Source organism: Paenibacillus jepli (assembly GCF_047238105.1).
In the GTDB taxonomy this organism is placed as follows: Bacteria; Bacillota; Bacilli; order Paenibacillales; family Paenibacillaceae; genus Paenibacillus_D.
The window spans coordinates 6,192,904-6,212,384 of the sequence record NZ_JBDFMD010000001.1 but is presented as its reverse complement, the minus strand read 5'-3'; the positions used below and the strand labels follow the sequence as shown (position 1 = coordinate 6,212,384).

The following is a 19,481-nucleotide window of genomic DNA, read 5'->3' as shown; positions in this document are numbered from 1 at the left end:
CATCCGAGTATAGCTTCCCAGCCGGACAGACATTTTATGCTTGCCGCACGCATATACCTCTTAGACCTTATGTCATAGCCCTGCAAAATCGACAGGAGAGGAATGAACGCTATGTGCGGTATAACCGGGTGGATCGATTGGACCCATGACCTGACTCAGCAAAGCGCGACTCTGGAGCAGATGACAGAAACACTGGCCCTCCGCGGACCCGATGCTTCCGGCTCCTGGATCAAAGCCCATTGTGCCCTGGGACATCGCCGTCTTTCCGTCATCGACCCCGAGAACGGCGCCCAGCCCATGGTCAAGCTCATGGACGAGGATACGTATGTGATTGTATATAATGGTGAATTGTACAACGCACCGGAGCTGCGCGTTCAGCTGCAAAGCGAAGGCATTCGCTTCCAGACGCAGTGCGACACCGAAGTGCTGCTGGCTGCTTATATCGTCTGGGGTGGAGCATGCCTCGCGAGGCTCAACGGCATCTTCGCCTTCGCAGTCTGGGATGATAGCCGGCAAACCCTGTTCCTGGCCCGCGACCGCCTCGGGGTAAAACCGTTATTCTACAGCACCATAAACGGTCTGTTTCTGTTCGGCTCCGAGCCCAAAGCCCTGCTGGCTCATCCGGCCTGTCCCCCTGAAGTGGGCAGCGAAGGCTTGGCAGAGATCTTCATGATCGGACCCGCACGGACACCGGGACACGGCGTCTACCGCCATATCCGGGAGCTCCGGCCCGGCCAATATATGAGCGTGGACCGCTCAGGCCATCGGATCGGCACCTACTGGAAGCTCGAGAGCGCCCCGCACACAGAGAGTGTCGACGAGACGGCTGAACGGGTACGGGCGCTGTTGGAGGATACTGTCAGCCGGCAGCTGGTCTCGGATGTGCCCATCTGCACGCTACTCTCCGGCGGCCTTGACTCCAGTGCGCTGACCAGCTTTGCCGCCCGGCACTATGCCAGCCGGAGCAGCGGCAGCGTCGACACCTACTCTGTAGACTTCGTTGATAATGACAAGCACTTCAAGGCGCATGACTACCAGCCCGGCAGCGACGCTCCCTGGATCAAGAGGATGTCGGAGCACCTGGGAACAGCGCATCACAGCGTCACCTTCGATACCCCTGAGCTGGCAGAGGCGCTGGATGACGCGATGCGCGCCCGCGATCTGCCGGGGATGGCTGATGTCGACAGCTCGCTGCTGCTGTTTTGCCGGGCGATCAAACAGGGGGCGACCGTCGCCTTGTCCGGCGAAGCTGCCGATGAGATCTTTGGCGGCTATCCGTGGTTTCACCGGGAGGATGCACTCTCGGCCGGCACCTTCCCCTGGGCGCTCGCCTCCGGGATGCGCGCCGAGCTGCTGTCCCCCGATATCGCAGCGTGGATCCGGCCGGAGGAGTATATCGCCTCCCGTTACAGTGACGCTGTCTCGGAGGTGCCAGCTTTGGATGGGGAGACACCGGAGCAGCATCGGATGCGGACGATGTCTTACCTGAACATCACACGGTTCATGCCGACGCTGCTGGATCGCAAAGACCGGATGAGTATGGCGGCCGGACTGGAAGTGCGTGTGCCTTTTTGCGACCACCGGCTGGTCGAGTATGTCTGGAACATTCCTTGGGAGATCAAGACGGCCGGAGACCGCGAGAAGGGCATCCTGCGGCGGGCGCTTCGGGATGTACTGCCCGAGGATGTGCTCAAACGCAAGAAAAGCCCCTATCCGAAAACGCACAATCCTGGTTATCTAAGCGCCGTACGTCAGCGTGTACTGGAGATTCTGGATGATCCTTCGTCTCCGCTGCTGCCCCTGATCAATGTCAAAAAAATCCGGGCACTGGCGGAATCGGCTGATGCCTCGTCCAACCTGCCCTGGTTCGGACAGCTCATGTCGGGACCGCAGTTGTTTGCCTATCTGGCGCAGACCAATACCTGGCTCAAAGAATACGGTGTATCCATCCGATAAAGAGTCCATGCCAAAGCAGCCAAGCTCCCCAAAGAGAGCTTGGCTGCTGCTGTAATATAGGCTAAGACAGCTTATCTAATAGCTTGGCAAGGGCACGGCCGCGATGTCCGATATCCTGCTTCTCGTCTTTGGACAGCTGGGCCACCGTTCGCTGATGCTCCGGCACCCAGAGGAGCGGGTCGTAGCCGAAGCCCCCTGCTCCCTGCGGCTTGCTGACGATGATCCCGTCCATCGTCCCTTCAGCTTCCACGAACTGGCCGGATGTCGGATCGTACAGCGCCAGCGCGCATACGAAACGGCCAGTGCTCAAGCCGGTGATACCTCCAGGCAGCTCGGCTTCAGGCAGCCTGCTGCCTAGCCGTTCAAGCTCGGCGAGCAGCTTGGCATTGTTGTCGCTATCCGCAGCGCCTTCTCCCGCATACCTCGCCGAGTACACGCCTGGCGCGCCACCCAGAGCGTCTACGCAGAGCCCGGAGTCGTCGGCGAGCACCGGGATCTGCAGCGCATCGCCGACTACCTTGGCTTTGATCCGAGCATTCTCGGCAAAGCTGGTGCCGTCCTCGATGATCTCCGGCAGCGCCGGATAGTCCGCCATACTATGTACCGACAGCCCAAGCTTGGCAAAGGCATGGCGGAACTCCGACGTTTTGCCTTGGTTCTGCGTCGCTACGACAATCAGCTCGCCGATCAGCTTCATGCCAGCTCGCCGCCGATCCGCTCGCCCGCTTCGCCAAGCACTTCCCGCTGATGTCCGATCAGCGTGCGGATGCCTTCCTCTGCCTGCTCCAGCATACTGTTCAGCTCCTGGCGGGAGAATGGCGCGTCTTCACCCGTGCCCTGGAGCTCCACGAAGTTGCCTTTGCCAGTCATCACTACATTCATATCCACCTTGGCTTTGGAATCCTCTTCGTAGTTCAGGTCCAGCCGGATCGAATCGCCGATGACCCCGACACTGACCGAGGCCAGAAAATCCGTCAGTGGATACTTGGCAAATCGGTGTGCTTTGTCCAGCTTGTGAACGGCCAGCGCCAAGGCTACGAACGCTCCGGTGATGGACGTCGTCCGGGTGCCGCCGTCGGCCTGGATGACGTCGCAGTCCAGCGTAATGGTCCGTTCGCCTAACGCCTGGAGATCAACCACCGAGCGAAGCGCCCGGCCGATCAGACGCTGGATCTCCATCGTCCGTCCGGTCAGTTTGCCCCTTACCGCTTCCCGCTGATTGCGGGTGTGCGTTGATCTGGGGAGCATCGCATACTCCGCGTTGATCCAGCCTTTGCCCTGCCCCTTCATAAAGGGCGGCACGCGCTCTTCGATGGTGGCCGTACACAGCACCTTGGTATCCCCCACCTCTATCCACACAGAACCTTCCGCATATTTATTGGCATGCAACGTTATCATAACCGGCCGCAGCTGTGAATTCAGCCGTCCTTCTACTCGCATGTATTTGCCTCCTGATTCGTCAAACCTTATTTTTTCGCAGTCCTTATTTATTTTACCAAATCCCCATCGCAAAAGCACCACTCCCGGGAAGAGCGTACACCGGGCGATACAAACAAAAAGAGAGGGTTGCCCCTCTCCATCGCACTTGACTGCAGTTAAAACTTCAGTGCATTGACATGATCCGGCCGGTCGACCGGCTCGCTGTACGAGCGGTTATCCGTATCCTTGACATCCGATGTTCCGTTGAATTGAATCTTCACTTGCGAAGCGCCTGTGTTCTCGGTCAGCGACAGGATAACAGCCTCCAGCATCTCGGATGGCAGCTTCTGATCCGCCTTGAACATGTCATCCTTCAGATCGACGGTTACGACCTCACCAGCAAGATCCAGCTCGCTAACCTCGATATCCTCAGTCATCACAGCGTGCAGCTTGCTGAACGGACCAGGCCCCGCGATCAGCTGCTCCATCGCCGCCTTGGCGGGCTCAGGCGACCGCTCGATGAGTCGGGTCACCGGCACATAATACTGCTCGTCGTCCTCAGATACCGATGAGAAGTAGAGCGTCACCGGCATCGATCTGCCGTAGTCGACCCCTTCAGCCTTCTCCAGATTGATCCCCATCTTGCGCGTGAGCGGGCCTGCCAGCGGCATGCCGTCTACCGGCATCTCCTCCAGCCGCTCTCCCTCACTCCACAGCTCTACCTGTTCAATGTCCGGGAAGCCGGTAAGCGTCCAGGTGAGGGCTTCGACAATCTTGCGCTCATCCGGCAAATTATAGTCGAGGAACGGACTGGAGAAATCGACGACCGCCTTGCGTTGATTCTCGACGATATTGAAGGTCATGACCTCCGCCCCTTGCGGCAGCACCGGCTCAAACCCTGCAGGCAGCTGATCTGCAAAAGCCCCATTCTCTACCATCATCGCCAGCGCCCGCATCTCCGGCCGCTCGTCCGGCTCGAGGACAGCCTGGAGCGTTACCGGGGCAATGTACCCGTTTGGATCCTTCAAAAATACCGTCAGCTCTGTAGCTCCCTCCAGCGGCACAGCCGTTTCCTGTTCGCCCAGGACCAAGTCCGCTATCGTCTGAGGCGGGTCGATCTCCTGGAACGTCTGCTCGCTTGAAAACAGACTGCAGCCGGACGCCGCCGTCATTACTACTGCCATTCCGCCGGCGAGCAGGCTGCGCCGCATCCATCGATACTGTCTCATAGTCACCGTGCCTCCCTGTCAATTTGGTTCTGATATTTGGTACAACTTCTGTTTTGTAGTACTATGTATACGAGCCCTTACCGGTTTTAGACCAAGTTTTGTCCCACTATCATGATTAAAGGGGTGTCCTCATGTCCGATCCGAGCAAATACAGTCTGAACAGTAAACAAGTATCCGAAGCTACTCACGAATGGTTGGAAAAACGGGGCGTGACGAAAGAGCAGATCGCCGAGCTGGTCATGCTGCTGCAGAAAAACTATTTCCCCGAGCTGTCAATGGAAGAATGTGTGGTCAATGTGGAAGCTGTGCTGTCCAAGCGCGAAGTGCAGAACGCCGTTCTGACCGGGATCCAGCTGGATATACTCGCTGAAGAAGGCAAGCTGCTGCCGCCGCTGCAGGAGATGATCGTCCACGATGAAGGTCTGTACGGCTGTGACGAGATTCTTGCCTTGTCCATCGTCAATGTCTACGGCAGCATCGGGTTCACCAACTTTGGGTATATCGATAAGCTGAAGCCTGGTGTGCTGGTGCAGCTCAACGATAAAAGCGGCAAGCACACGCATACGTTTCTCGACGATATCGTCGGTGCGATCGCCGCTTCCGCCAGCAGCCGGATCGCTCACCGCAAGCAGGCCGAACGCGAAGGCGTCACTACACCGCCACTGGACTAAAATAACCCGCAAAGGGCGGCTTGGCTTCGAAGCGTACCAAGTACTTTGCGGGGGGCCCAGAAAACATATGCAGTTGATCCAGGAACGCGACGCGCTTGGCTGTCGGGCAGCGACTTCCGGCCCGGCAAGCGCGGCAAACTACTGGTCCATAGCTTTGTACAGCAGACCGCCTGGCGCACCGGTGGCTTCAAGCTGCACGATGCTGCCTGCAAGCGTTAGGTGCTGGAGATGCGCCAGCGTCTCTGCCATGGCGAATCGAAGGTTGTGGCTGTCCGTTCCGGCTCGGGCGCCAAACAGCCGCTGACACACCTCATAGGCGCTCTGCGGCTCCGTCAGCCAGCCCGCGATATCGGACAGCCGCTGCTCATGATGCGCGCGGATCTCGGCGATCCGGGCGGCAAAGCCGGTGAACGGATCCCTGTGCCCAGGGAAAGCCCGGACGACGGGCAATGACGCAAGCGCATCGAGACTGGCCAGGAACGAAGCCAGCGGGTCAGGCTCGCCTCCCGGCACAAGGCTGATATTGGGTGTAATATCAGGCAGCACCTGATCGCCGCACAGGAGGATGCCGGATTGCCGCTGGTAGAAGCAAAGCTGCCCGAAGGCATGCCCTGGCGCATCCAGCACTTCCCAGATCTCCTCCCCCAGCTCCAGCGGCTCGCCAGCCGCCAAAGGAAGCACTTCTTGCGGCTGGGGCGAGACAAGCGCCGCGAAGCTCTCCAAGTGGGCGCGTATCCCGGCCAGCAGCGGCTCAGGCATGCCATGCCGGGTATAAAGATCCGTCAGCCGCTCTGCAAAATCCGGGCTGCCGTTCCAAAGCTCCAGCGTATAGGCGCGTGCGGCGGCGGACATCCTCACAGGGGCGCCGCTGCGCTGCTGGAACCAGCCCGCGAGACCGTAATGATCCGGATGCTGATGCGTCAAAAGAATCGTATGTATATTTGCATAGTCGATCGCGTGCTCCGCCAGCACGGTTTCCCACAGCCGGACTGCTTCAGGCGTATGAAGTCCGGGGTCAATGAGTGTATATCCGCGGCTGTCCGGGACCAGATAGCTGTTGACCCAGCGGAGCGAGTACGGCAACGGAACCTTGACCTGCATCCAGTCCCCGGGCCAACGGCGTACTGTCTGACGAAGACCGGCGCCGTTCATCGCCCAGCCTCCCCTACCATGATCAGACGCTTGGACTGCTCCACGTCATATACCGAGCCGTCATACCCCCCGTACACCTGCATCAGGCGAAGGTCGGCCGCTTCGAGACGGCTTGCAAACCAGTCCAGGCCGTACAGACGGACCTGCTCCTCATAACGCCTCTGCTGCCCGTCCGTCAGCTCGATGACGATCTGCTTGCGAACCCATTGCTGGTCGGCACGCCGCTCTTCGGTGATCGTCCAGCCGGTGGGCTCGTCCAGTCTGACCGAGTGCGGCACCAGCGTGCGGCGTACTTGAACGGGATTGAGATAATCGATCAGAAATTTCCCGCCGGCCTTCAACACTCTGCGCAGCTCGCGGAGCACAGTCTCGTTGTCCGCCTCCGACTCAAAATAGCCAAATGAGGTGAACAGATTGACGGTGGCGTCAAAGCTGGCTGCGGGAAACGGCATGTTCCGCATGTCACCATGCTTCCAGCTGACGCGGCTCTCTCCGTCGCGCGCCTGAGCTTCTCGGAGCAGTGCCTTGGAGAGATCCATGCCTGTAACGTTATAGCCCAGCTCCTGCAGTGCGAGCGCGTGCCGCCCCATGCCGCAACCGACATCGAGCAGCGCTGCGCCCGGGGGAAGCTGCAGCCAAGCCGCCATCGTGCTCACCTCATGAGCTGCTTGCTGCCAATTTCTGTGTCTGTAGACGACTTTATAATCGTCGCCAAAGCTGTCTTCATACCAAGCCATTCCCTTACCTCCTGTCTTCCCTTCGTTGCAGGCCCAAGGTTACCCTCCCTCTGACTCCAAGGTCGGGGTCCCGGCCCAGACCAGACGCTTCGTCTGTCTGAGCTGGTCAATCGAAGCCGCTCCGATGCCAAACATCGCCGCCCGCAGCTCGAACTCAATCCGCTCGAACTGGTGCAGCAGCTCCTCCGTGCCCGCCTCTGCCCCATGATCCGCCGCGACGGGCAGCAGCGCTCGGCCATAACCTGCCAGATCTGCGCCCAACGCGATGGCTTTGGCAGCATCGACACCGGTATGGAGGCCCCCGCTGGCGATCAGAGTCATGTGAGGCGCCTCGCGACGGACCTCCCGGATACTCTGGACCGTCGAGATGCCCCAGCCAGCAAAGGCTGCAGCAGCTTCTCTTCTAATCGCATCACGGGTACGGTACCTTTCCACTTGACTCCATGAAGTCCCACCAGCACCCGCAACGTCGATGAACGATACCCCCGCCTCCACCAACCGCCCTGCCGTCTCGCCGTCGATGCCCCAGCCGACCTCTTTCACTCCGACAGGAATGGAGAGCTCATGGCACAGCCTTCTGATCTTCTCCAGCAGTGCGCTGAAATCAGTATCGCCTTCGGGCTGGAAAGCTTCCTGCATGCTGTTGAGATGGAGCACCAGTCCGTCGGCTTCCGCCAGCTCAACGGCCCGCAGACATGTATCTGCACCATAGCCATAATTTAACTGCACAGCACCCAGATTGGCGATGATCGGGATCGTCGGCGCCTCCCGGCGAACCTGGAACGTAGCGGCGAGCGACTCGTCTTCGATAGCCGCCCGCATCGACCCCAGTGCCATCGCCCAGCCTCTGGCCTGGGCCGCCTCTGCCAGACGCCGGTTAATGCGCTCCGCCTGCTGTGTCCCTCCGGTCATCGAGCTGACGAGCAGGGGTGCCTGCAACGGCCTGCCCAGGAAAGAAGCGCTCAGTGAAATCCGGCCTAGGGAGAGCTCTGGCAGAGCATTGTGACGGAAGCGCAGTTGTTCGAAGCCGCTGCCAATACCGACTGCCGAGACCGGCTCTTCCAGGCAGATACGGATATGCTCGCCTTTACGTTTGGCCGTAGCGGCTTCTTCGTGTTGTACGATTCTCTCTTCAGTCATCCTGGTCCTCCTTATATGAGGTAGTTTTTGATACACCATGCGAAGTTACTGCTAATGCTTATGTTACCCGTATAGACGGATCACTTGCTCCGCCACGAGCTGACCGGACCGCGACACGATCGGCGTACCGCCGCCGGGATGCGTGGTGCCGCCGACAAACCATAGCCCCCGGACATCGCTGGATCGGTTGGCCGGACGGAAGAAGGTCTGTCGCGCGCTATTGGAAGAGATGCCATAGATCGAGCCCCGATGCGCCCCTGTATCCCGGTACAAATCCAACGGGGTATAGAGCTGCCTGACTTCCGCATCGGCAAGACCCCGAACGCCCAGCATGGACAGCTCCCCCTCGAGCCAAGCCCCGTAGCGCTCCTGCTGCTCATCCCAAGACCAGCGGTCCGAGAGATAAGGCGCGTTGGCGAGGATGAACAGACTGCTGCCGCCCTCGGGCGCGGCTGAAGAATCGGAAGCGGCGGGATGGCAAATGTAGATGGCGGGCTGCCGGGGAGCTTTGCGGTCGCGGAAAATCGCTGTAAATTCATCCGGATAGCGCTCGGGAAAATAGACCGTATGATGCAGCAGCCCGGGCTGCGGGCGTGGAATCCCGCGGAGCATTACAAAACCGGAAAGCGACGGCTCATACTGCTCGATCCGCTGATTCGTCATCGATGTCCGGTGCTCCGGCTGCAGCAGCCTCTCGCAAACGGTCAGTACATCGCCATTGGCGATGACGATGTCCGCGTCCCATTGCCCCGCTGTACTCTCAACCCCTGAGGCGCTGCCATCCCGGACGAGAATGCGCTGCGCCTCGACACCGTACTGCAGATCTACGCCGAGCTCGCCGGCCAGCCGGACAAAAGCTTCGACGATCGAGCTCGTGCCGCCTTTGACGCCAAAGACGCCGAGCTCGCTCTCCACATGCGCCAGCATGGCGAAGATGGCAGGCGCCTGGAACGGAGAGGAACCGACGTAGGTGGCATAACGGCCAAACATGGCCAATGTATTGGGGTGGCGGAAATAACGCTGCAGCAGCCGCTGCAAAGAAGTGAAGGGGCGGATCTTCAAAAATGCCGAGGCCATGCCGGGATTAGCTTTATCCCGCCAATCCAGCAGCAGCTTGCCCAGAAAGCGTTCTTCGGAGATCCGGTACAGCCTCGCCGCCTCCCGCTTGAACGCCGGGTAAGCAACCGCATCCTCCCGGCTATAGGCGGCGATCTGCGCGGTCATCACATCTGCCGAACGGTGAAGATCGACCACGGAACCATCGCGGAATACATTGCGCACAGAAGGCTCCAGCCGATAAAATGTCACATAGTCTTCCATCCGCTTATGCGCTGCCGCAAACACTTGCTCGAACATATGAGGCAGCGTAATCGTGCTCGGACCGCGGTCAAAACGATAGCCCTTCTCTTCAATCCGCTGCAGCTTGCCGCCTCCGCTCGGCTGCTGCTCCAGCACCGTTACGGCAAACCCGTGCGAAGCGAGGCGGATCGCGGCTGAGAGACCGCCAAGGCCGGCCCCGATAATAATCACACGCTTCTTCACGAGTAGTATCTTCCTTTCCATTCATAGCCTTTGCCCCGTCCTGCAGTTAGCCAGGAGGATAGTCCGATGGCAATAAAACATGCGATGCTGGCCGGCATACACCAGGCCAGCCAGCCCGGCTGGGACTGCATGCGGTCGGTCGCGCGCTTGATGAGCACGCCCAAGCCGTAAGCGAGCGCTGCCGGCAGCAGCCACGCCGGTTGGAACGGGGAGAGCGCGAGCGCAGCCACCGGCAGCAGATACAGGAGCAGATACAGAAGCAGCACCGCTCCGAGCAGCAGCGGCTTGCGGCCGGTACCGGCATACATGTTTTTCTTGTAGCCTTGCCATACCTCGCTTGCCTTGTGATACATCCGCATATGTACAATGTGCCGCACATCCATCAAAGCTGCCGGGTAGCCATGCTTTTTGACTTCTCGAGCCAGGGCCATATCGTCGACCAGATGACTCCGGTTGGCAGCATGTCCCCCGATTTCGTCATAAGTCTGTCCATGGATGAGGATGCAGGCGCCGTGCGCGGCAATGAATCGTGGATCAGGCGACTGTCGGACCAGCCGGATCGGCAGGTGACAACCGATCGTAAACCCCATCATCGGCACCGCGAGCTTCTCCAGCCAGGTGACGGTCACTTGGCGCGGAAATCCGGTAATCAAGCCGCTGCCCTGCCGGTCAGCGGCTTCCAGCGCAGCGATGACGGCTCCCGGCTCCAGCCTCGCGTCCGCGTCCAGAAACAGCCACCATCGCCCCGCGGCTGACCGAGCCAACTGATCGCAAGCATAAGCCTTGCCGACCCAGCCGAGCGGCGGCGGCTCGCCGTGGATCACCCGTACCCTGCGGTCAGCCGCGGCGGCAGCTGCAGCGATCCGGTACGTGTCATCCTCAGAACGGTCATCCAGCACGATGACCTCGTAGCTGCCATCATCGGGACCCGCGGCGAGCACTGCTCCCAGACAATCAGAGATATTGCGTGCTTCGTTGCGGGCCGGGATGAGCACGGAGAGCCTCGGCCGGTCTCCTGGATCTACCGCCCGCCCCTCCGCCAGTTGCGGCGACGGCGACAAGACCGGCAGTTGTCTTACGTTCCACCAGACGAAGACAAGCTGAACGGACAACAGCGCGACTACGATCCAAAGAACGATTTCCATGCGCCCACCTTCTTCTTCATCGACAGGAACACTTCACTGGTGGATCGGCCCCCCGTCAGCAAGGGCCTGAAGTCGACCGTCAGCTGTGGAGGTCCATGTACACAGCGGCTGCGGTGAGTCTGCAGCTGCCCCTCCAATACTTCCTGGACCCAGGCTGTGGCTCTCCGTTTGCCCAGGGCGCTCCAATCCTGCCACAGCGGACTTCCGGCAGTCAAGGTCGCTTCGGCCTTCTGGTGGTGATACATGGAATAGTAGGCTGTCACCGGCATGACCTCTGTCATCGGACAGCGCTCCAGCAGATATCCGATGCCGCTCTGGAACTCGAGCGGACGTTGTTCCAAATGCCGGATATCGCCTTGGGGAAACATCCATACACGTTTCCCCTTCTCCAGCAAAGCTTGCGCATAGCGCAGCGAAGAAACGATGCCTCTGGGATGACTCTTGTCGATCGAAAAAACGCCAAGCTTGCGAAAAAAGGAAAAACTGCGCATCTGCTTTTCGTCCATCATAACGTAATGGTCGCCGGTGGAGCAAGTTCGGAAGGCATGATAGATGATCATCCCGTCCCACCAGGAGCTATGATTCATCACATAGAGCCTCCCGCCTGCATGGGTTCCGGCATCCAGGTCGCCCTTAAGCCCGATGAAATGAAAATGTCGGCGCAGCAAATAATATTTATTATAGAAAAAAAACAACCGATCAAAAGATGGAGATTTGAGAGCTTTAATCACGGCGGGCCCTCCATTCCATCGCTATGGCCGCAGCCACAGCCATCGCTACCGGGCCCCATAGTCCTTCCTTGAAGCCCAGCAGACCGAACATCAGACACATGCCAGCATACAAACGGTGAGACTCCCGATGCAGACGTCCTCTGACCTGTCTCATCGGGAACATCATCGACAGCAGGGCGGCCAGGACAAACCAGCTGATGAAATTTTGCGTCGGGATGCCATAGTAAGCTCCCCATGAGCCCTGATCCAGCCAGATCCAGAATTCCCTGCTATAAGCGACGGGATCAAGGATCAAATCGAACCATAAGGCGTACAAGCCGACCTCCAGCGCTCGACCGGCCTTCGTCCGGGCCCGGCTGATCAGCAGCGCGCTGCCGACGACGCCGACCCAGGCAAAGCCGATCGGGATAGGCACTTCCCAGGGGCCAAGCCGGAGTACATCGGTGTAGACGTAATGTCCAAACGGAAAGCCGGTCTTCGTCCCCAACCACTCCGCAAACATCGTGACGCTCCCTACGATCGCCGCAAGCAGAGCAAGGCGCCAAGGCTTTATCGCTGCCTGCGCCTGTTCGGCTTGCAGCAGCAGACTGAATGTATAGAGACCGAAGAAGACAAGGAATAACCCGTTGCTGAACGACAGCCCCTCCGGCACCCGGTAAAAGATCATCATCGCCAAGCCGATGAGCATCCAGCTCCAAAAGACGATTCTTATCGTCCTGCCAGGGATGGAAGGGCCTTCATCAGGACGAGAGGTTGTCATCACTTCTCGCATCATCATACCGCCGCGTTCTCTTTGGCTTCCTGCCCGGGCAGAGCCACGCCATGCTTCTTCATCAGACGCTGCAGAATGGTCAGCTTGGCAAGCGCTGACACATAGGCTCTTCTGCGGAATACCTCGCTGTGATGATCGGCGACGTCATCGAGGATCGCCTCATACATCCGCGAGGACAGTTCCACGCAAAAGGCGCTCATGCGGGGATAGCCTTTCGTCTGGCTCAGCCCTTCGTCGAACCATTGTCTGGCTTGCAGACTCAGCTCACGGACGATTCCTGCCCACGCTTCATTGACCAGTCCCTGCTCGAACTCCTGCTCGGTATAGCCGTGCGCCCGCATCAGCTCCAGGGGGATATAGCGTCTGCCCCTCGTCTGATCTTCCCCCACGTCACGGATAATATTGACGATCTGCATCGCTTTGCCGATCTTGATCCCCGCTTCGATTACACTTGGGTCGGGGCTGTCATGGAGGACGGGCAGCAGCATCTCGCCGACCGTACCCGCGACCAGATAGCAGTACTGTTCGAACTGTTCCATCGTCTCATAGCGGGTAAGGTGCTCATCCAGCCGCTGCCCCTCGATCTGCCTCCAGAACGGCTCTTTCGTCAGCGGAAACGCATCGAACAGCCAGCGGAGCGCCGGCCAGATATAATGACCCTCGGCTTGCTCCAAGTGCTGAAGCTTCAAGGAGAGCTCGTCTAACGTATAAGGCGACTGGTCAGGCTCATCCATGGCATCGTCGATCATCCGGCAAAAAGCATACAGGACGAATACAGCCTCCCTGCGCGGACTCGGCAGCAAACCGAATGCCTTATAAAAGGTCGTCGAGCCTTCTTTAATCTTCATCTCGCATGCCTTCAGAACGTTTCTCAGGCTCCTGTCCATGACGCTCTCTCCTTCGCTATATGGTCTGTCAATATTTTGGCTCCCTGCAGCACGATCGGTACGCCGCCCCCGGGATGGATCGAGGCCCCGACACTGTACAGACCCTTGATCGGATATGGGACGATCTGTGGCCGGAAGGGACCGGACTGGGACAACGTCGGTGCGATTCCAAAGCTGCCGCCCTGGTACCATCCCTCTGCCGCGCCATCTGCCGGTGTGCGGATCTTCATCCACCGGATCGCCTGACGCAGACCGGTAAAGGCGCGCTGCTCGGCATCGTCAATAATCCGATCTGCGAGTTCTTGCGCTTCTTCACGGGTGTGCCAGTCCGTCACTTCGGTCTTGTGTGTGCGCGGTGCAGGGATAGGAATCAGCACATAGAGAACGGAATGGCCAGCCGGAGCTGCGTCAGGATCTGCAGCTGCCGGATTGAAGATGTAGTACGGGGGCAGCTCCTCAGCGTCGGCGGTTGCCTTGATCCCCGCGGCCTCCATCCGCTGCAGATTATCGTTCAGCGAGCTCGGGAGGAAATACTGATGGGTAATGACCGACCGGTCGGTCGGTGACGCTTGTCCAGTCCCCTCATCGCCGGGCCAGCGCTTCTCCGCCCCGATATACACAAGAATACACCCAGATGACGGCTTAAACGTACGTTTGGGGGAACGTGTTGCAGGCAATAATCGGGCCAGGTTCGGAAAATCTCCATTGTAGATAACATGATCGTAAGGCTGGAACCTGTCTGACGTATGGAGTCCTTTGACTGTGGAACGCTCGATCTGAACCGCCGAGACATCGCCTTGGCTCCCTCGCCGAATCTCTACGCCGTTATCCAGCAAATGCTGTTCGAGCAGCGGGACCAGCGACGCATATCCGCCCTTCCAGTACCAGATGCCAAAAGCATGCTCCGCATAAGGGATAAAGCTGTACAATGATGGCGACGATGCCGGCATTCCGCCGATATAAAGCGTCTGCAATGAAAAGGCGTCGATCGCGCGCTCCGCCTTGAAATAGCGAGCAGCCAGCTGACGTGTGCTTTGGTATACTTTAAGGCGGCCAAGCAGCTTCAGATTATCCAGCGAAAAAAAATCTCGCCTTCGCAAAAAGGCACGATCCAAAAATTTGCTCTTCCCTTCAGCAAAGGCTGGGGCCATATCATTCATATATCGCCTCATCCCTGCGCCTTCTCCGGGAAAGAGCCTTTCCAGCTCTTCCGTCATCCGCTCGGTGTCCCGGTATTTGGTCAGTGTCATACCGTCCGGATAGTGGATACGGTATAAAGGATCGCACTCGATCAGCTCATATTCTGCCGGTGAGATCCCGGCTTCCGACAGCAAGGACCGCAGCATCTCCGGCAGCAGCACGATGGTCGGCCCCCGGTCGATGCGGTACTTGCCGCCATCGCTTTCAAAAGCCAGCCTTCCGCCAAGCTCCGCACGCTCGTACAGATCGACCTTCCAGCCTGCTCTGGCGAGTTGCAGAGCGCTCATCATGCCCCCGAGACCGCCTCCGACTATACCTGCTCTCATCGTAATCCCCCCTTATGCAGCAGCGGTACAGCTGTCTGCCCCCCTGCCGCCAATTGTTGTCCGGCAACCTTTGTAAAGGCGCGTCCATCTTGCTGCATCAACAGCTCCGTGCTGATCCTGGCTGATTCCAGGATGGTCGGCAGGCCGCTGCCCGGATGTGTGCCTCCGCCTACCAACCAGCAATTGTCCGCATCTTCGAACCGGTTGTGCGGCCGCAGGATCATCATCTGGTCCACCGAATGCGCCAGATTAAAGGCTGCTCCTTTGTATACGTACATGGACTGCTGCCAATCCAGCGGCGTGATGACATGCTCTACCTCGATGTCCCCGGCGATCCCTGCCATCTCGGGCTCCTGTTCCATCCTGCGCAGCATCTGCGCCCGGATCGCCGCCAGCTGGCTGCTGTCGCGCCAATCCGTCTCGCCGTCCAGATTGGCCACCGGCATCAGCGCATAGAGCGCGGTCTTGCCTTCAGGCGCCAATGTCGGATCGACAGCTCCAGGGTTATGCACATAGATCGAAGCGTCTTCAGACAGCGTGCCTCGCATCATGTCTTTTACATTGCCGGCATAATCATCCGCAAACATCACTGTGTGATGCGGCATGTCAATCTTGCGGTTCACGCCCAGATACAGCATGTAGGTCGAACAGGACAGCTTGAGCTTCTCCAGCTTCTCCGGGCGGTACTTGCGCAGTTGCTCGGGCCGGAACAGCTGTGTTACCGCCGTGCCAAAATCAGCATTGATGACCACATGGTCGGAAGCAAGACGCTCGCCGCTCTCGAGCTGAACGCCAACAGCCTTGCCGCGCTCCGTCAACACATGGGAAGCTCCCGAGGACAAGTGAATCTCACCGCCCTGCTCGAGCACGACTTCGGCCATCGCTTCGCACATCCGGTTGACACCGCCTATCGGATGCCATAAGCCATAAGCGTGCTCGATATAGGACAACATAGTAAAGGTACCGGGACATTCCCAGGGCGACATGCCCAGATATTTGGATTGAAAGGCAAAGGCATACCGCAGCCGTTCATCCTTGAAATACTTGGCAAGCCTGCTGTAAACGGTATCGGTCAGATGCAGCCTTGGCAACGCTCTGGCTAGATCACTGCGGATATAATCCGTCAATCTTGTAAATGGACGCTGAAGGAGCGGCATGACGCGTTCAAACTTTAAACTCTCTTCTTTCAAGTAACGCTGATAACCCGCCCATTCCCCAGGAAATAACTGGTTCATTTGCTCTTCCATACGTTTCTTGTCTCGGGTCGGCTCGAACTTCACATTGCCAAACTGCAGCCGATACAGCGGATCGACTTCGACCATCTGCACATAATCATGCAAGGAGCGGCCAACTGAATGAAACAGGCCTTCGATAATCTGGGGCATCATCATAAATGTCGGCCCGCGGTCAAAGAGATAATCCCCAATCTGAAGCCGCGAGGTGCGTCCCCCTACGTAACTTTGCTTCTCCAGCACATGGACTTGATAGCCCTGAGACGACAAGAGCATGGCGGCAGCCAGCCCGCCCGGCCCCGCCCCGATGATGGCAACTTTTTTAAGCAGTCCCATGCGAGCCTCTCCATTCCTAAAAGATATGGCCAAGCATCAAAAAGGTTATACAATCATTATACACACATCAATGAGGCGTGTAAACGAAGGGTGATCCAATAAGTTCTGATCATTATTTTCAATTTATTGATCTTAAAAATCATTTTAATTTGAAAATCAATCACAAACACACTATAATATAAGGTAGAAGAAAAAAAGGATGTGGCTTCCATGAGAGTAACTATTTTCGAGTCCAATGAAGAGCTTGATCGGCAGGCGGCTGACATGATTGCTCAGACCGTAGCGAAGCGTCCTTCTGCTGTTCTGGGTCTGGCTACCGGTTCGACGCCGGTTGGTATCTACAAGGCATTAATCAAGCAAGCTGCAGAGCAGCGTCTTTCCTTTGCCGGCGTAACCACGTATAATTTAGATGAATATGTAGGCTTAACTCCCGAGCATGATCAGAGCTATGCATACTTTATGAAACAGCATTTGTTCAGCCATTTGGACATCCCGTCCGCCCAGACTAACCTGCCCAATGGCATGGCTGACGACCTGTCGGCCGAGTGTGCCAGATATGACCGGATGCTCGAGCGTCAGCCGATCGATATCCAACTGCTGGGGATCGGACATAACGGCCATATCGGCTTTAACGAGCCGGCGGCCGAGCTGATCGGCGGCACACATATCGCCGAGCTGGAAGCGGCCACCCTCGCCGCCAACGCCAGGTTTTTCGAGCACGAGGAGCAGGTGCCTCGTCAGGCCCTTACCATGGGCGTAGGTTCCATCCTCAAAGCCCGCAGCATCCTGCTTGTAGCCCGGGGTGCCGATAAGGCGCCGATCATCAAGCAGGCCTTATCCGGACCCATCACAACTGCATGTCCCGCCTCTCTGCTGCAGACGCATGCCCATGTTACTGTGCTGCTGGACAAAGAAGCCGGAAAGGATTTGATTCCAGATGACACAACACTCCACTTGGTCTATTCATAACGTTAACTTGGTCATGGATGAGACCGTCATCCGCGGCTCGCTGCAATGCGAGAACGGAAAGATCAGTTTGATTCACGAAGGTGACGTGCCGCCGTCAACATCAACTGACCGACTGGTCATTGATGGCCATAACGGATACTTGCTTCCCGGTTTTATCGACATGCACGTACATGGCGGTTACGGAAGCGACTTCATGGATGCTACCAGCGACGCATATGAGGCGATCACCCGGTATCATGCCAGCCATGGCACGACGGGCATGCTGGCCACCACCATGACAGCCCCGCCCAAGGACATCGAAGCCGTCCTTGCCTGTGCGGCCCGCTATCAATCCGGTGAGATGCCATACGCCCGGCTGCTCGGTGTCCATCTGGAGGGGCCGTTCATCTCTCCCCGCTGGCCGGGGGCACAGAATCCGGATTATATTGTTTCACCACAATTAAGCTGGTTGAAACAATGGACGGCAGAATATCCCGGCGTTATCCGACAACTGACGCTCGCACCGGAGTCAGACTCCGCAGACGAGGTCATCACATGGCTCCACCGGCAAGACATCATCGCAGCTGCCGGTCATACCGACGCGACCTATGAACAGATCGTCCATGCCGTCGAGCTTGGGCTGACGCAGGCTGTCCATACCTTTAATGCGATGACTCCGCTTCATCACCGCAAGCCAGGCACCGCAGGAGCCGTGCTCACGGAGGATGCGATCTGCGCCGAGTTGATAGCTGATGGACATCATGTCCATCCCGCCGCGATCCGCCTGCTCGTGTGTGCCAAGCCTGCGGATCAGTTAGTCCTGATCACGGACGCCATGTCGGCCGCCGGTCTGGGCGACGGCGACTATGAATTGGGGGGCTCGCTGTCACGGTGCAGGACGGGATCGCCAGACTTCAAGAAGGCGGCAATCTGGCCGGCAGTACGCTGACGATGATTGAAGCGGTACGCTTCATGCTGAAACATACCGCTCTCACTCTTCCCCAGATCAGCCGGATGGCCAGCCTCAACCCTGCCCGCAGGCTCGGCCTGCAGGAGACGACAGGCAGCCTGAGTGTGGGCAAGCTCGCAGATCTGGTCTGGTGCGACCATGAACTTCGGGTACAACAGACGTGGGTCAACGGCAGACCCGTTATTCAAGCCTAGCATTACCCTGCCCTTGCCTTGGTCAAGGGCTTTTTTTTGTGGCATTGTGTTTTTAATTGTATATATGCCGAGCAATCAAAAAACATGTCCTCAAAAGAGGACATGTCTCAGGTTTCTGCCAGATAAATCTTTGAGCCGTGCTGCTGTGCATAAGCGGCCAACGGCCCTTCGAGCGGCGCGTCCGTAATAAAGGCATGTACATCAGATAAGGCTGCAGTGGAAAAAAGCGAGGTTTTCCCTACTTTCGTATGATCAAACACCGCATAGGTTTGCTGAGCTCGCGTCATGAGCGCTTTGGCGATCTGGGCCTCCTGTTCCGAGTATGTGGAAATACCGCCTTCCACGGATATGCCGTCGACGCCGATGAACATTTTGCCGATATGCAAGTGTGCTACCATCGCCTCGCCAAGCGGACCGCACAGTTCAAAACTGTTGTGACGCATAATGCCGCCGGTCACGACGACCTGGATGGCGCTGCCGGCCAATTCCATCGCCACGTTAACGGCATTAGTGACCACTGTGATGCCTTTGCGCGGTTTGAGCAGCTTGGCGAGCAGATAATTGGTCGTGCCGCCGGAGAGGCCGATAACATCGCCTTCATCGATCAATGCAGCCGCCTGCTGGGCGATTCGTTCTTTCTCCAGGTAGGAGAGACCTTTTTTTTCTTCGAATGGAAGATCCCGCACACTGTTCATCCCGTCGTACATCGCACCGCCGATCGTCCGGATCAGCGGCTCGGACTTCTCCATCATCTCCAAGTCGCGACGCGCAGTCGCTTCGGAGATGCCGAGCCGCTCCACCAGCTCCTGGATTGTGATGCGGCCTTGCTGTTTGAGCAGCAGCATGATCTCAGCTCTTCTCCGGTCACCTTTGGATAGCAGTGGGCCGGGCATC

The 19,481-nt window shown here is 58.1% G+C and carries 19 protein-coding genes; 5 read left to right on the top strand and 14 right to left on the bottom strand.

The window, feature by feature from the left end:
• Positions 1-111: 111 nt before the first annotated feature.
• The gene (gene asnB / locus ABC336_RS26290; protein WP_413241478.1) at positions 112-1,956 is read left to right on the top strand and encodes an asparagine synthase (glutamine-hydrolyzing); all 1,845 of its coding nucleotides are present in this window, start codon (positions 112-114) and stop codon (positions 1,954-1,956) included.
• Positions 1,957-2,017: 61 nt separating this feature from the next.
• On the opposite strand, the gene rdgB is transcribed toward asnB, so the two are convergent.
• The 3 genes from rdgB to ABC336_RS26275 form a co-directional block, all read right to left on the bottom strand.
• Entirely contained in the window at positions 2,018-2,653 is a 636-nt protein-coding gene (rdgB, locus tag ABC336_RS26285; protein WP_413241477.1) for an RdgB/HAM1 family non-canonical purine NTP pyrophosphatase, read from the bottom strand.
• Positions 2,650-3,396, bottom strand: a complete 747-nt coding sequence (gene rph, locus ABC336_RS26280; RefSeq protein ID WP_413241476.1) for a ribonuclease PH — start codon at positions 3,394-3,396, stop codon at positions 2,650-2,652. Before rph ends, rdgB begins: the two co-directional genes overlap by 4 nt.
• A 155-nt stretch (positions 3,397-3,551) precedes the next feature.
• Complete coding sequence (locus ABC336_RS26275) at positions 3,552-4,604, bottom strand: GerMN domain-containing protein (protein WP_413241475.1); 1,053 nt, start codon at positions 4,602-4,604, stop codon at positions 3,552-3,554.
• A gap of 131 nt (positions 4,605-4,735) precedes the next feature.
• On the opposite strand from ABC336_RS26275, the gene ABC336_RS26270 reads away from it, so the two are divergent.
• The gene (locus ABC336_RS26270; RefSeq protein WP_413241474.1) at positions 4,736-5,275 is read left to right on the top strand and encodes a phosphatidylglycerophosphatase A family protein; all 540 of its coding nucleotides are present in this window, start codon (positions 4,736-4,738) and stop codon (positions 5,273-5,275) included.
• A 138-nt stretch (positions 5,276-5,413) separates the two neighbouring features.
• On the opposite strand, the gene ABC336_RS26265 is transcribed toward ABC336_RS26270, so the two are convergent.
• The 10 genes from ABC336_RS26265 to ABC336_RS26220 form a co-directional block, all read right to left on the bottom strand.
• Complete coding sequence (locus tag ABC336_RS26265) at positions 5,414-6,427, bottom strand: MBL fold metallo-hydrolase (protein WP_413241473.1); 1,014 nt, start codon at positions 6,425-6,427, stop codon at positions 5,414-5,416.
• A complete protein-coding gene (locus tag ABC336_RS26260; RefSeq protein ID WP_413241472.1) occupies positions 6,424-7,164 on the bottom strand; it encodes a class I SAM-dependent methyltransferase in 741 nt (246 codons plus the stop codon). Before ABC336_RS26260 ends, ABC336_RS26265 begins: the two co-directional genes overlap by 4 nt.
• 39 nt (positions 7,165-7,203) lie before the next feature.
• A complete protein-coding gene (gene fni, locus ABC336_RS26255; protein WP_413241471.1) occupies positions 7,204-8,304 on the bottom strand; it encodes a type 2 isopentenyl-diphosphate Delta-isomerase in 1,101 nt (366 codons plus the stop codon).
• A gap of 63 nt (positions 8,305-8,367) precedes the next feature.
• Positions 8,368-9,867 carry a phytoene desaturase family protein gene (locus ABC336_RS26250; RefSeq protein ID WP_413241470.1) on the bottom strand — a complete coding sequence of 500 codons (1,500 nt, stop codon included), beginning with the start codon at positions 9,865-9,867 and terminating at the stop codon, positions 8,368-8,370.
• Complete coding sequence (locus ABC336_RS26245; protein WP_413241469.1) at positions 9,843-10,991, bottom strand: glycosyltransferase family 2 protein; 1,149 nt, start codon at positions 10,989-10,991, stop codon at positions 9,843-9,845. The genes ABC336_RS26250 and ABC336_RS26245 overlap by 25 nt, the downstream gene beginning before the upstream one ends.
• Positions 10,967-11,722, bottom strand: coding sequence for a lysophospholipid acyltransferase family protein (locus ABC336_RS26240; RefSeq protein ID WP_413241468.1), 756 nt, complete (start codon positions 11,720-11,722; stop codon positions 10,967-10,969). The genes ABC336_RS26245 and ABC336_RS26240 overlap by 25 nt, the downstream gene beginning before the upstream one ends.
• On the bottom strand, positions 11,715-12,500 hold the full coding sequence (locus tag ABC336_RS26235) for a carotenoid biosynthesis protein (RefSeq protein WP_413241467.1): 786 nt from the start codon (positions 12,498-12,500) through the stop codon (positions 11,715-11,717). Before ABC336_RS26235 ends, ABC336_RS26240 begins: the two co-directional genes overlap by 8 nt.
• Positions 12,497-13,381, bottom strand: a complete 885-nt coding sequence (locus tag ABC336_RS26230) for a phytoene/squalene synthase family protein (protein ID WP_413241466.1) — start codon at positions 13,379-13,381, stop codon at positions 12,497-12,499. Before ABC336_RS26230 ends, ABC336_RS26235 begins: the two co-directional genes overlap by 4 nt.
• Positions 13,366-14,907: a phytoene desaturase family protein gene (locus ABC336_RS26225; RefSeq protein ID WP_413241465.1), complete on the bottom strand. Its 1,542-nt coding sequence runs from the start codon at positions 14,905-14,907 to the stop codon at positions 13,366-13,368. The genes ABC336_RS26230 and ABC336_RS26225 overlap by 16 nt, the downstream gene beginning before the upstream one ends.
• Positions 14,904-16,475, bottom strand: coding sequence for a phytoene desaturase family protein (locus ABC336_RS26220; RefSeq protein WP_413241464.1), 1,572 nt, complete (start codon positions 16,473-16,475; stop codon positions 14,904-14,906). The genes ABC336_RS26225 and ABC336_RS26220 overlap by 4 nt, the downstream gene beginning before the upstream one ends.
• Before the next feature lie 210 nt (positions 16,476-16,685).
• Here ABC336_RS26220 and nagB point away from each other — a divergent pair, with 210 nt between their 5' ends.
• Genes nagB through ABC336_RS26205 form a run of 3 tightly spaced genes read left to right on the top strand, consistent with a single transcriptional unit; the run spans position 16,686 to position 18,587 of the window.
• A complete protein-coding gene (gene nagB / locus ABC336_RS26215) occupies positions 16,686-17,444 on the top strand; it encodes a glucosamine-6-phosphate deaminase (RefSeq protein WP_413241463.1) in 759 nt (252 codons plus the stop codon).
• Positions 17,413-18,372: an N-acetylglucosamine-6-phosphate deacetylase gene (gene nagA / locus ABC336_RS26210; RefSeq protein WP_413241462.1), complete on the top strand. Its 960-nt coding sequence runs from the start codon at positions 17,413-17,415 to the stop codon at positions 18,370-18,372. The genes nagB and nagA overlap by 32 nt, the downstream gene beginning before the upstream one ends.
• On the top strand, positions 18,315-18,587 hold the full coding sequence (locus ABC336_RS26205) for an amidohydrolase family protein (protein ID WP_413241461.1): 273 nt from the start codon (positions 18,315-18,317) through the stop codon (positions 18,585-18,587). The genes nagA and ABC336_RS26205 overlap by 58 nt, the downstream gene beginning before the upstream one ends.
• 107 nt (positions 18,588-18,694) lie before the next feature.
• Here the strand turns inward: ABC336_RS26205 and ABC336_RS26200 are convergent, their stop codons facing one another.
• Positions 18,695-19,480 (bottom strand): DeoR/GlpR family DNA-binding transcription regulator, encoded by a 786-nt coding sequence (locus ABC336_RS26200; RefSeq protein WP_413241460.1) that lies wholly within the window; start codon positions 19,478-19,480, stop codon positions 18,695-18,697.
• Position 19,481 lies beyond the last annotated feature (1 nt).